The 12,266-nt window shown below is 75.2% G+C and carries 9 protein-coding genes and 1 rRNA gene; 4 read left to right on the plus strand and 6 right to left on the minus strand.

Annotation, left to right across the window (positions count from 1 at the left end; all coding sequences use genetic code 11):
- The first annotated feature begins 229 nt into the window (after positions 1-229).
- Positions 230-1,390: a glycosyltransferase family 4 protein gene (locus ACTMS9_RS21400; protein ID WP_441165785.1), complete on the plus strand. Its 1,161-nt coding sequence runs from the start codon at positions 230-232 to the stop codon at positions 1,388-1,390.
- 73 nt (positions 1,391-1,463) lie between these two features.
- Here ACTMS9_RS21400 and ACTMS9_RS21405 read toward each other — a convergent pair whose 3' ends face one another.
- On the minus strand, positions 1,464-1,628 hold the full coding sequence (locus ACTMS9_RS21405; RefSeq protein ID WP_157745799.1) for a hypothetical protein: 165 nt from the start codon (positions 1,626-1,628) through the stop codon (positions 1,464-1,466).
- The gene (locus tag ACTMS9_RS21410; RefSeq protein WP_441165786.1) at positions 1,625-3,343 is read right to left on the minus strand and encodes a hypothetical protein; all 1,719 of its coding nucleotides are present in this window, start codon (positions 3,341-3,343) and stop codon (positions 1,625-1,627) included. The genes ACTMS9_RS21405 and ACTMS9_RS21410 overlap by 4 nt, the downstream gene beginning before the upstream one ends.
- A 151-nt stretch (positions 3,344-3,494) precedes the next feature.
- Between ACTMS9_RS21410 and ACTMS9_RS21415 the strand changes: the two genes are divergently transcribed.
- Positions 3,495-5,870: a hypothetical protein gene (locus ACTMS9_RS21415; RefSeq protein ID WP_441165787.1), complete on the plus strand. Its 2,376-nt coding sequence runs from the start codon at positions 3,495-3,497 to the stop codon at positions 5,868-5,870.
- A 14-nt stretch (positions 5,871-5,884) separates the two neighbouring features.
- On the opposite strand, the gene ACTMS9_RS21420 is transcribed toward ACTMS9_RS21415, so the two are convergent.
- Positions 5,885-6,640, minus strand: a complete 756-nt coding sequence (locus tag ACTMS9_RS21420) for an FkbM family methyltransferase (protein ID WP_357616198.1) — start codon at positions 6,638-6,640, stop codon at positions 5,885-5,887.
- Positions 6,641-6,807: 167 nt separating this feature from the next.
- Here ACTMS9_RS21420 and ACTMS9_RS21425 point away from each other — a divergent pair, with 167 nt between their 5' ends.
- Entirely contained in the window at positions 6,808-8,019 is a 1,212-nt protein-coding gene (locus tag ACTMS9_RS21425; protein WP_441165788.1) for a polysaccharide biosynthesis protein, read from the plus strand.
- A 136-nt stretch (positions 8,020-8,155) separates the two neighbouring features.
- Here ACTMS9_RS21425 and nudC read toward each other — a convergent pair whose 3' ends face one another.
- Complete coding sequence (gene nudC, locus ACTMS9_RS21430) at positions 8,156-9,079, minus strand: NAD(+) diphosphatase (protein WP_441165789.1); 924 nt, start codon at positions 9,077-9,079, stop codon at positions 8,156-8,158.
- Between the two features lie 333 nt (positions 9,080-9,412).
- Here nudC and ACTMS9_RS21435 point away from each other — a divergent pair, with 333 nt between their 5' ends.
- On the plus strand, positions 9,413-11,221 hold the full coding sequence (locus ACTMS9_RS21435; RefSeq protein WP_441149500.1) for a VanW family protein: 1,809 nt from the start codon (positions 9,413-9,415) through the stop codon (positions 11,219-11,221).
- A 64-nt stretch (positions 11,222-11,285) separates the two neighbouring features.
- Here the strand turns inward: ACTMS9_RS21435 and ACTMS9_RS21440 are convergent, their stop codons facing one another.
- Both ACTMS9_RS21440 and rrf read right to left on the minus strand, forming a co-directional pair.
- Positions 11,286-11,912 (minus strand): NADPH-dependent F420 reductase, encoded by a 627-nt coding sequence (locus ACTMS9_RS21440; protein WP_441165790.1) that lies wholly within the window; start codon positions 11,910-11,912, stop codon positions 11,286-11,288.
- Positions 11,913-12,191: 279 nt separating this feature from the next.
- Positions 12,192-12,266: ribosomal RNA gene (rrf, locus tag ACTMS9_RS21445) — 5S ribosomal RNA — on the minus strand; the annotation flags it as partial.

Raw genomic sequence — 12,266 nt, forward strand, 5'->3', positions numbered from 1 at the left:
GCCGGCACGCTGCCGCAGGTCACGGGTGTCGCGGACGGCCTCGACCGGCGTGTTCACCGACCCCGCATCGTGCCGCGCTGACACACCCTGCCAAGGTTTCGGGTCCCCGGCAAACCCCCGGTCGACGAGCTGTTATCCGATCGTCGCTGCCGGTCCGACCCATTGCGTACGCGGCCCGGGCCGCCCTAGGGTGGCGCGATCGTGCCACTTACTGACCGGTAGGAGCAGCGTGGACACCTCCAGCAGCACCACCGCTCGCCACGTGCTGTTCCTGAACTGGCGCGACACCAGCAACCCGGAGGGCGGCGGTTCCGAGGTCTACATCGAGCGGATCGCCGCCGAACTGGTCGCCGCCGGCCACCGGGTGACGCTGCTCTGCGCCGCCCACTCGGAGGGCGGCCCGGAGGAGACCAACCCCGACGGCGTACGCGTGCTGCGCCGCGGCTCCCGCCACACGGTGTACGCCCGCGCGGCCCTGACGTACCTGGCCGGGCGGTTCGGGCTGGGCCCGCTGGGCCGGCGCGGCGGCGGCCTGCCGGATCTGGTGGTGGACGTCTGCAACGGCGTGCCGTTCTTCGCCCCGCTGTACGCCGGCCGCCCGGTGCTCGCCCTGGTGCACCATGTGCACCGGGAGCAGTGGCCGGTGGTCTTCGGCCCGTGGATGTGCCGGCTGGGCTGGTGGATCGAGTCCTGGCTGGCGGTCCGGCTCTACCGGCGCTGCCGCTACGTGACGGTCTCCGAGGCCAGCCGCACCGAGCTGGCCGAGCTGGGGGTGGACGCGGAACGGATCGACGTGGTGCCCAACGGCACCCCGCCGGTGACCGGCCCGCCGCTGCCCCGCACCGCCCACCCGTCGCTGCTGGTGCTGGGCCGCCTGGTGCCGCACAAGCGGGTGGAGATCGCGATGCGCACGGTGGCCGAGCTGGCCGGGGAGCTGCCGGAGCTGGAGCTGGTGGTGGCCGGTCAGGGCTGGTGGGAGCAGCCGCTGCGGGAGGTCGCCGACTCCCTCGGCGTCGCCGACCGGGTCCGGTTCACCGGCTTCATCAGCGAGGAGGAGAAGCACGAGGTGCTCTCCTCCTGCTGGCTGGCGCTCACCCCGTCGCTCAAGGAGGGCTGGGGCCTGACCATCGTCGAGGCCGCCGCCCGGAGCACCCCGACAGTCGCGTTCCGCTACGCCGGGGGCGTCGCCGAGGCGATGGTCGACACCGAGACCGGCCTGCTGGTCGACGACGAGGCCGAGTTCACCGACCGGGTGCGCGAGCTGCTCGCCGACGACGTGCGGCGCAAGGCGATGGGTGAGGCGGCGCTGGCGCATGCGGCCCGCTTCACCTGGGCCGCGACCGGGGCGCGCTTCGCGCAGCTGGTCGCCCGGCTCACCGCCACCCGCTGACGGCCGGCGCGCGAACTGCCGCAGACATGCGATCGGGGCGCCCGCATCAGCGGACGCCCCGGTCGACGGTGGTTCAGCGCGTGCCGTACAGCGTGCTCTCGGAGCTCTGCTCACTCACCTTGGAGTTGGCGGCCTCCTTGGCGGACGGGCTGAGCGCATTCGCCAGACCGACGCTGCCGAGCAGGCCGAGCACGACCCCGAGTACCCCGACGGCGACGAACGCGGGCAGGTTCCTCATCCACCTTCTCCTTCCGCGGGACTCGCGTGCCGGGACGCTACCACGCGCCGCAGCACCTGCGCAGTGCCCGAAAAACCGATGGCCAACACCACCGTTCCGGCCAGCAGGTGGGCGTAGCCGACCGGGCCGGGGCCGTTCCGCCCGGCCGGGGCCGTCCAGGCCGGGTTCTCGTAGAGGGTCAACTCCGGGCCGGCGTGGGCCAGCCGCAGCCCGACCATCGAGGTCACGGGCACGGCGGGTCCCGACGCCCGCTGCACCAGCACCCAGCGCGCCCCCATGGCGGCCAGCGGACGGCCCGCGGCGAGCAGGTCGCGCACCTGGGCCGCGCGCGGGTCCTCCTTGCCGACCGCGACGTCACCCACCCACAGGGTGTCGTCGATCAGCACCGGCGACGACAGCAGGCGCGGGGCCGGGTCGATCACCACCCGGCCGCCGTTCCAGGCGTACCGCTGGTACTCCTGGAACGGCAGGGAGATCACCTCACCCGGCCGGTCGGCCACCTGCCGGGCGACCACCGCCCAGTCCGCCGGGTAGTTCACCGGCGTCAACCGGCCGAGCGCCCCGAAGGCCAGGTCGGGCAGGAGCGCCACCGGCAGCATCGCCGCGCCGACCAGCAGCACCGTCCCGGTGGTCCGGTCGAACCGGGTGGCCAGCCGGTCGGCGAGCCGTTCCGCGCCGAGCGCCACGGCCACCGCGAGGGCCAGCGCGTACGGGACGAGCAGCTTCTGCCCGTCGCGGACCAGCCCGCCACCGGGCGCCGTGTCGACCAGCCAGCCGAGCAGCGCGCCCCCACCGGGCAGCACGCCGAGCGCCGCCACCAGCCACGACCCGGCGGCCAGCACCAGCAGCCGGGCGGGCGCGCCGGCCGGCCAGCGCCGGCGCAGCAGCGACAGGCCGTACCCGGCGAGGAGCAGCAGCAGCCCGGTGGCCAGCGGCACCACCGCGGCCTGGCGGGACGCCGGGACGGTCAGCGCGTTCCAGATCCCGCCGGTGCCGGCGAGCGCGACCAGCGACCCGCCCCAGTTCTCGGCGCGGGCGGCGAAGGCGGGCACCCCGGCCGGGTCGGAGCGGCCCCCGGTGGCGCTGCCCAGCCCGGCCACCAGCCACGGCGCGTTGAGCAGCACCGTCACCGCGAGCGCGGTGCCGGCCCGACGGGCCGCGCCGGGGTAGCGGCCGGGCACCAGCACCGCCACCGCCACCAGGGCGATCAACCCGCCGGTCGGGGTGATCGCGGAGACCGCCGCCGCCAGCAGCAGCCCGGGCAGCGCCCCGGGCCGGCCCGCGCGCACCCCGAGCGCCGCCGCCACCAGCCAGGGCAGCATCGCGTACGCCAGCAGCAGCCCCCACTGCCCGAGCAGCAGCCGCTCGGCCAGGTACGGCGTCCAGGCGTAGCCGAGGGCGGCGACCACCCGTACGGCGGTGCGCGTGGTGGGCACCAGCCGGGCGGCGCCGAGCGCGGCGAACCAGAGGATCGCCACCAGCACCAGTCGTTGCAGCAGCCAGCCGGGCATCAGCTGGGTGGCGAGCGCGACCACGGCGTCCTGCGGCACGGCCCGGGGCAGCGCCGAGGCCGGGGCGATCACGTCCCAGCTCAACGCCTGCCGGGGCACGAAGACCATGTCGTAGCTGAGGACGTACCCGGGCAGCGCCAGCGGGGCGAGCACCACCGCCGCCACGGCGGCGGCCACGCCGTACGGCACCAGCCGTCCACGCATCCCTCGACCCCCACCTGCCTGCCCGGACGCGACCCGACCGCGCCGTGGTGGCTCGCCACTGTACGCGGCCCCGGCCGCGCTCCGGCGACGACCGGGAACCACCCGATGACCTGATGGGACGCCAGGTGGCCGGTGTGGCAGTCTTCCCGCCATGGCATCGACCGGCACGACCACCTCCCCCGAAGGGACCGGCCTCATCGGCGGCTGGGCGCGCGTCCACCCGGTCCGGGCGGTGGCCGTCGCCATGATCCTGGTCAGCCTGGTCTGGCGGGCGCAGCTCGCCTCCCGCGGCTACCTGGCGGTCGACGACTACGTGCTGATCGCCCGGGCCGCGGAGGCCGACCTGACCCCGGGCTTCCTGCTCACGCTCTACAACAACCACTTCATGCCGGCGGCGCTGCTGGCCACCTGGCTGGTGACCCGGGCGGTCGGCCTCGCCTACTGGCCGTACGTCCTGCTCCTCACCGCCGCCCAGGCGGTGCTCGCGGTGAGCTTCGCCCGGCTGCTGCGCACCCTGGTCCGCCCCGGCTGGGCGCTGCTGGTGCCGCTCGCGGTGTTCCTGTTCAGCCCGCTGACCCTGGAGGCGACCTCCTGGTGGGCGGTCGGGGTGAACATGCTGCCGATGCAGATCGCCATGGTCCTCGCGGTCGGCGCCCAGGTCCGGTACGTGCGCACCGGCCGGCTTCGGCACCTGGTGACCCTCGGCCTGGCCGTGCTCTTCGGGCTGCTCTTCTTCGAGAAGGCGCTGCTGGTGGTGCCGCTGGTCTTCCTGCTGACCGCGTTCCTCTTCGTCGGCGGCCCGCCGGTGCGGGCGGTGCTGACCACCGTCCGCCGGTACTGGCCGTCGTGGCTGCTGCTGACCGCCATGTCGCTGGGCTTCCTGGCCCTCTACGGCTCCCGGGCGGAGTCGTCGCTGCGCCGGCCGGACTCGCTCGGCGAGGTCTTCTCCTTCCTCTGGCAGCTGCTCGGCTCCACCGTCGTACCGGGTCTGCTGGGCGGGCCGTGGCGCTGGCTGCCGGCCGGTGACGGCGCCCCGGTGACCGCGCCGCCGGAGCTGGGCCGGTGGATCGCCTGGGCGGCCTTCCTGGTGCTGGTGGTGCTGACCGTCCGGCTGCGCCGGGTCGCCGGCCGGGCCTGGCTGCTGCTGGCGTCGTACCTGACCCTGGTGACCGCCCTGCTGGGTGCCACCCGGCTGGGCTCGATCTACAGCGACGTCGCCGGCGCCGTCCCCCGGTACGTCAGCGACGTGGTGGTGGTGGCCGCGCTCTGCATCGGCGTCGCGCTGCTCGGCCTGCGGCCGGTGCCGGACCGGTTCGCCCCCGCCGGCCCGGCCCCGGCGGACCGGGCCGACGAGACCGACCCGGCCACGGACGGCGCAGATGCCGCGCGGGCGGACGGCGACGGGACCCCGGCGACCACCGCCGCCGACGGCGAGCCCACCCGCACCGCGACCGCAGGCGCCGACGACGAGGACCCGGACCGGTCCGCCGCCCAGCCCGAGCGGGTCGCCGCCGACGCCGAGCGCCGGGCCGGCCCCGAGCCGGCCCCCCGGGTCGCCGTGCCGGCCGCCGCCTACCGTGGCCACGGCGTCCTGCACGCCGAGTACGACGACGACGATCTGCCGCCCCCGGCCCGTCCGCCGGCCGCGCGACCGTTCGACGCGCCACCGCAGCGGGCCGGCGCGGGCGCCGCCACGACCCCGCCGACCGCCACCCCGCCGGCTGCGCCCGGCGCCGCGCCCGACCCGGCGGACCGGACCGGCGACCCGACCCCCACCGAGCCGCCCGTCGACCGGCCGGAGCAGCCGGCCGGGCTGGCGGCGTTCACCGGCGGCCGGGACCCGGACGACCCGCCGCCCCCGGCCGTGCTGGTACGCCACCGGGAGGCGGTCTCCGCCGGCCTGGCCCTCGCCCTGGTCGCCGGGGGTCTCGGCACCGCCTGGACGACCGCCCGGTTCGGCGACGAGTGGGCGGTCAAGGCCGGCCGCACCTACCTGGACACCGTCCGCGCCGAACTGGCCGCCGCCCCGCCCGGCACGGTCTTCTTCGACCAGCCGGTCCCCGGTGACGTGGTGCCCACGCTCTCCGCGCCGTACAACCGGCAGTCGACGTTCTTCCGCGCCCTGCCGGAGCGGCCCGTCTTCGTCACCGAGGCGGAGGCGCCGTCACTGTTCGACCCCACCGGCCGGATCACCCCGGTCCGCATCGACGGCCCCACCGTCCGGCCGGGGCCGGAGCAGGCGTGCGGCTGGAAGGTCACCGACGGCGAGACGGTGCGGATGCCGCTCACCGGGCCGCGCGACGACTGGTTCTGGGTGGTCCGGATCGGCTACCTCAGCTCCGGCGACAGCACGGCCACGTTCCGGTTCGGCGGCAAGGAGAAGCGGTTCCCGGTGAAGACCGGGCTGAACCAGATCTTCTTCGAGTTCACCGGCGGCGGGGACACGGCCGAACTGAGCGTCGCCGACCCCGGCGTCACGCTCTGCACCAACGAGGTCGCCATCGGCACCCCGACGCCGCAGCAGTGACGCCGCCGGCCGGGTCACTCCGGCCGGAACAGCACCGAGTTGACGTAGCGGGGGCGGGGCCAGAGCACCCGACGGGCGAAGCTCTGGCCCACCCGGGCGATCGCCTCCCGCTGGTGCCGCCCGAGGTCGAAGTCGGCCAGCGGCACCCAGGTACGCCCGGGCAGCACGTACCCCCGGTAACCCCAGCCGGTGAGCAGCTCCAGCAGCGGCTCCACCGGCTGGATCCGCTCCTCCACCTCGATCAGCAGCACCGGCCGGTCGCGGCGGATCGTCTCCGCCCCGCCGCGCAGCGCCGGCAGCTCGTGCCCCTCGATGTCGAGCTTGACGAAACGCACGTCGGTCAGGCCCAGCGAGTCCAGGGTGATCCGGCGTACCTGCACCGGGCTGCCCTGCTCCGGCTGCTCCAGCGACGAGGTGCCGACGATCGCGCCGCCGTCGGGCAGGTAGAGCGCGGCGGTGCCCTCGTGGTCGGAGACGGCCGCCTCGACCACCTCGACGGTGGGGAAGGCGGTGCGCAGCTGGCGGGCCAGCGGGGGCGTCGGCTCGACCGAGACGACCCGGTCGGCGCGGCGCAGCAGGCGCGCGGTCCACGGGCCGTACCAGGCGCCGACGTCCACGGCGGTGCCGCCGCGCGGCACGAAGTCGGCCAGCCGGGCCAGTTCGGGCTCCACCCGCGGATAGACCAGCCGGATCCCGTCCGCCACCCACCGCTCGGGAAGCTTCGCGGCCAGCCCGGAGGTCGCTGCCGCGGCCACGTTCGTCGACGCCATGGGGCAGCACACTAGACCCTTCCCGGCCCCGAGGGCAGGGGTCGCGGGTGCGGGGCTGACGGCCGGACGGTCGAGCGGTACCGTCTCCCAGGTCGGGCCGGGGAGGTCGCGGCCGCCGGCGGCCGCGAGCCGCGGTCGTCGGAGCAGCGCGGGCCACTCGGGGCGGCATGACACAGACCATCGGCAGGGACACCGGCGCGGCGCGGCTCGGTGCCGCCGGCGCCGCCGTCACCGTGGCCACCACCCTGAGCAACGCCCTGGCCTACCTGGTGCCGGTGCTCGGCGCCCGCCGGCTCGACCCGGCCGACCTGGGCGCGCTGGCCACCGTGCTGGCGCTGGGCGCGATCGCCGCCGTGCCCGGCTTCGGGCTCCAGATCGCCGTCGCCGTGCACCGCGCCCGGCGCGGCCCCACCTCCACCGGCCGGCTGGCGCTGCTCACCGCCGGGGTCACCGCCGGGGTCACGGTCGCGGCGGCGCCGCTGCTCACCGTGCTGCTGCGGCTGCCGGTGGCGCTGACCCTGCTGCTCGCGGCCACCACCTTCGCCACCGTGCTGGCCGGCCGCTGGCTCGGCGAGCTCCAGGGCGACCAGCGCTTCCTGCGCCTCTCCGCCGGGATGACCGTGCTCGCCGTCGGCCGGTACGGCGGGCTGATCGTCGGTCTGGCGCTCGGCGCGGGCCCGGTCATCGCGCTGCTGCTCGCCACCGGCACCGGGCTGCTCGTCCTGCCGCTGCTGGCCCGCCTCGCCCGCACCGCCCGCCCGGGACCGTCCGCCGCAGCGGAGGGCGGCCTGCGACCCACTGACGTGATGACCGCGTGCGGGGCCACGCTGGCGATGCTCACCATCTCGTACGCCGATCTGCTCCTCGCCCGGCAGCTGCTGCCGGCGGACGGCTCCGGGGCGTACGCGGTCGGCGCGGTGCTCACCAAGGGCGCGCTCTGGGCACCGCAGGTGGTGACCCTGCTCGCGCTGCCCCGGCTGGCGCAGGGCGACCGGCGGGCCCGGGCGCTCGGCCTGGCGGTCATCCTCGCCTGCGGCGCGGTCCTGGTGGCGGCCGCCGCGCTCGGCGGCGAGCTGGCGTTCCGGCTGGCCGGCGGCGCCGACTACCTGCACCTGGCCGGCGAGGCCCCGCTCTTCGCCGCCACCGGCGCCCTCTACGCGGTCGTCTTCATGCTGATCAACGACCGGGTGGCCAGCGGCGCCCGGTTCCCGGCCGCCCCGCTCTGGGTGGCCACCGTCGGGCTGGCCGGCGCGGCGGTGCTGGTCGCGCCGCGCACGGTCGAGGGGATCCTCACCTGCGCGCTGGGCGCCGCCGCGCTGACCGCCGCCGGGATGGCCTGGCTGGCGCTGCGCCCCCGCGACCCGTCCCCCCGGCGATGACCCACCGCGATCCGGCCGGCCGATCCGGCACCTGATCCGCTCCGCTTCGGCGACGTCGAGGTGTCCGAGCGGTCGCAACACCCCCACCACGGCGATCTGGAGTCGATCTCCGGCGTCGGGAGCGGCCGGGCGGACGTCAGTCGCCGGCGGCGAGCCAGCTGCCGAGCAGGTGGTGGTCGATCGAGTCGGGCCGGCCCAGCGGCCGCCCCTCGGCCGCCCGGCGGCGAAGCTCGTCCCGGGTGAACCAGCGCGCCTCCAGCAGCTCCTCGCCGTCCACCCGGACCTCCTCGGAGGCGGCGGTGGCCCGGAACCCGACCATCAGCCCGGCCGGGAACGGCCAGGCCTGCGAGCCCTGGTACGACAGCCCGGAGAGGGTAACCCCGGCCTCCTCGGCCATCTCCCGGCGGACCGCGTCCTCCAGGCTCTCGCCCACCTCGACGAACCCGGCCAGCGTCGAGTACGCCCCCTCCGGAGCGCCGGCGTGCCGGGCCAGGAGACAGCGGTCGGGCGACCCGGGCGCCTCGACCAGCACGATGATCGCCGGTTCGATCCGGGGGAAGAGCAGCCGTCCGCAGCGCGGTCCCGAGCAGGCCCGTACGTGCCCGCCGTCGCGTGCCACGGTGGCCGAGCCGCAGCTGCCGCAGTACCGCTGCTGCCGGTGCCAGTGCAGCAGCCCGCGCGCGTACGCCTGCACCGCTGCCTGGGCCGGGTCCAGCCAGGCGACCAGGGCGCGCACGTCCGCGGTGGCGGCCGCGCCGGCCAGCCGGGCCGCCTCGGGCGCGGTACGCCCGGAAAGGTCCACGGCGAAGACCGGAGCCTCGCCGTCCCGCCCCAGGAAGACGATCTCCTCGGCGGCGGCGAGCACCTCGGGGGCGTCGGCCGGGCTCAGCCGGACCGGCGTCTGGTCGGCGTCGACCAGGCAGTGGTCCCGCCAGAGCGGCAGCAGCACGGCCCCGGGATCGGTCAGCCGGGCGGAGATCCACTCCCGGTTGCCGCGCAGCGCCGCCGCCCGGTCCAGCCACCCGCCGCCGTACGCCAGCACCCGATCCGCCACCCGCACACCGTGCCACGGCAGCGGGAGCGTCGGGTGAGCGGGGCCGGCTGCAGGTTGCCGCTGGTCCGACTCGGCGCGAGGGCTGGCCGTACCGGCCTACGCGGAGAGGGCCGACCCGGCCGGGTCGGCCCTCTCTCGCCAGCGTTCGCCGGGGACACCCGGGCCACTGCGGCGTTCGCGGGGACACCCGGGCCACTGCGGCGGCAGCTTCGGGCGAGCGGGGTCGACACGCGGTGACGATGTTGACCGGCCCGCACGATGTCGTCCGGCCGAGAGTTGGCTACCGTAGGTGTCTCTTCCGGGGGCCCGCAGCCCCCCACGTGGTACGTCTCGATAGAGGTGGCTGTGACCCTGTACGGCGACAAACGTGTCTCCGACGACCGGCCCACGGTGCAGGTCACCGCGGTGACCTGGCCGGGCGACGAGCCGGAGCCGAGCGGCAAGACCGGCTCGGGCTGGTCACGGTCGCGCCGGGGCCGGCTGCTGCTCGCCGGCGGCCTGGCCGCCGTGGTGCTGGCCGGTGTCGGCGGTGCCGGTGCCTACGCGTACGCCGGGGACGTGCCCCGGGGCACGACGGTGCTCGGCGCCGAACTCGGCGGCCGGAGCCGGGACGAGGCGGCCCGGGAGCTGCGCGCCGAGTTGGAGCGCCGGGCAGCCACCCTGAACGCCCCGCTGACGGTGCTGGTGGGGGAGCAGAAGGCGGAGATCAGGCCGGCCGACGTGGGCCTGGCCATCGACGTCGAGGCCACGGTGGCGGCGGCCGCAGAGGCCGACGCGCCCCCGGTGAGCCGGCTGCTCGGCTCCCGCACGGTCGACCCGGTGGTCACGGTCGACGCCGACCGGCTGGACGCGGCGCTGCGCGGGGTCATGGGCAAGCAGGGTCGCGAGATGACCATGCCGGCGATCATCTTCACCGGCACCACCCCGAAGCCGGTGTACCCGAAGCCGGCCCTGTCGGTGGACCGGGAACACTCCGCCCAGGTCGTCACGAAGGGCTGGCTCGCCGGCGGGCAGGTGACCGTGCCGCTGGTGGAGCAGGCCCCGGCGACCACCGCCGAGGAGGTGGACCGGCTGGTCGAGGAGCTGGCCCGGCCGGCGGTCGCCAAGCCGGTCACGCTCACCACCGACAAGGGCACGGTGACCATCCCGCCGGCGGCGATCGCGCGCGGCCTGCGCTTCTCCGCCGACGAGGCCGGCAAGCTGACCCCCCGGGTGGACGTGAAGCGGCTGCGCGCCGCCCTCGGCGACAAGCTGGCGTCGATCGAGTCGCCGCCGAAGGACGCCACGATGACGATCTCCGGCGGCAAGCCGAAGATGGTGCCCGGCCGCGCCGGCCAGCAGCTCGACTCGGCCGCCCTCGGGCGCGACCTGCTCGCCGTCCTGCCCAAGACGGACGGGCGGACGGTCAGCGGGCAGCTCAAGCCGGCCGAGCCGGAGCTGACCGAGGCGAAGCTCGGCGCGCTGGGCATCAAGGAGCGCGTCTCCACCTTCACCACCCGGTTCCCCGGCGGGCTCTCCTCGCCGCGCAGCCAGAACATCGTCCAGGCCGCCAAGGACGTCGACGGCACGGTGGTCAAGCCGGGTGAGACGTTCTCCCTCAACGGCCACACCGGCGAGCGCGGGTACGACCAGGGCTACAAGGACGCCCCGGTGATCGTCAACGGCAAGCTGGTGCCCGGCGTGGGTGGCGGCGTCTCGCAGTTCACCACGACGCTGTTCAACGCCACCTACTACGCGGGCCTGGAGGACGTCGAGCACAAGCCGCACTCGTTCTACTTCAGCCGCTACCCGGCGGTGATCGAGTCGACCATCTTCTGGCCGGACCTGGACTTCAAGTTCCGCAACAACACCCCGCACGGCGTCCTGATCGACACCTCGTACACGTCGAGCACGATCACCGTGTCGATCTGGAGCACGAAGATCTACGACAGCGTCAAGACCGAGTACGGCCCGCGCCGCAACATCACCAAGCCGAAGACGGTCCATCTGGAGCCCGGTCCCACCTGCATCGCCGCCGTGGGCAGCGACGGGTTCTCCCAGGACGCCTTCCGGGTCATCAAGAAGGACGGCAAGGTCGTCAAGCGGGAGAAGTTCAGCTGGACCTACGACGCCGAGCCCCGCTTCATCTGCGGCCCCGAGCCGTCCTGACCCCGGTCACGACGAAGCCCCGCCGGCTGATCGCCGGCGGGGCTTCCTTCTGTCGTACGCCCGCTCAGGGCCGCGCCTCGGCCAGTCCCTGCCGTACGCCGTCGGCGTCGCGGTCCGTGCCGTAGACGGGGGTGTCGGGCTGCTGCCGCCAGCTCTCGTCGAGGGTGCCGGCGTCGACCGGGTCGAAGCCGAGCGAGTCGACCAGCTGCATCACGAGCTGCTTCGCGTCGGCGTCGTCGGCGGCCACCGGCAGGCCGATCCGGTCGCCGGCGCCGGCCGGGCGGCCGTTGTCCATCAGGTGCTGGGCCTGGATGTTGTTGAAGGCCTTCACCACCCGGGCGCCCTTGAGGTGCTCGGCGGTCCACCGGCTGGAGCTGAGGCTGCGGTCCAGCAGCTCGGGGATGTTGCCGTCGCGCTGCGGGTAGTAGTTGTCGGCGTCGACGACGACCTTGCCGTCGAACAGCTCCGGGGGGAGTTCGGGGACGGCCAGCAGCGGGATCGCCACGATCACCAGTTCGGCGTCCTGCACGGCCTGCTCCACCGTGCCCGCGGTGGCGCCGGTCTCCTGCGCCAGGTCGGTGAGGGTCTGCGGCCCCCGCGAGTTGGCGACTGTCACGTCGTGGTCGAGGGCGCGCAGCCGCCGGGTGAGAGTCCCACCGATGTGCCCCGAGCCGATGATTCCGATCTTCATGACCACTCCTGCCTCCGCCGGTCCCGACGGTCAGTTCCGGTCGTACGGTGAAACAGGTACCCCGACCGGTCCGCACCGATTGCGGACGAGGCGTACTCCACGTCACGTTTCCCGCCATGACGGCGGGGGACCACGCGGCGGCGCGGGTCCCGCACCGACGGTACCGAGAAGACGTGGGTCACCCGGGTGATTCGCCGAACGAGGGGCAGGTTGATTTCCAAGGGGTGGATATACCAATCAGGGCCACCCCTTGAAAGGGGTGGCCCTGATCGAATGGTTGTCCGGCGGTGTCCTACTCTCCCACACCCTCCCGAGTGCAGTACCATCGGCGCTGGAGGGCTTAGCTTCCGGGTT

The organism is Micromonospora sp. L31 (assembly GCF_052068075.1).
GTDB lineage: Bacteria > Actinomycetota > Actinomycetes > Mycobacteriales > Micromonosporaceae > Micromonospora > Micromonospora purpureochromogenes.

Excerpts from the sequence above, each read along its gene's own strand:
- ACTMS9_RS21440 (WP_441165790.1), bottom strand. The coding sequence starts at position 11,912 with ATGAAGATCGGAATCATCGGCTCGGGGCACATCGGTGGGACTCTCACC.
- ACTMS9_RS21415 (WP_441165787.1), top strand. The coding sequence starts at position 3,495 with ATGGCATCGACCGGCACGACCACCTCCCCCGAAGGGACCGGCCTCATC.
- ACTMS9_RS21410 (WP_441165786.1), bottom strand. The coding sequence starts at position 3,343 with ATGCGTGGACGGCTGGTGCCGTACGGCGTGGCCGCCGCCGTGGCGGCG.
- ACTMS9_RS21405 (WP_157745799.1), bottom strand. The coding sequence starts at position 1,628 with ATGAGGAACCTGCCCGCGTTCGTCGCCGTCGGGGTACTCGGGGTCGTG.
- ACTMS9_RS21420 (WP_357616198.1), bottom strand. The coding sequence starts at position 6,640 with ATGGCGTCGACGAACGTGGCCGCGGCAGCGACCTCCGGGCTGGCCGCG.
- ACTMS9_RS21425 (WP_441165788.1), top strand. The coding sequence starts at position 6,808 with ATGACACAGACCATCGGCAGGGACACCGGCGCGGCGCGGCTCGGTGCC.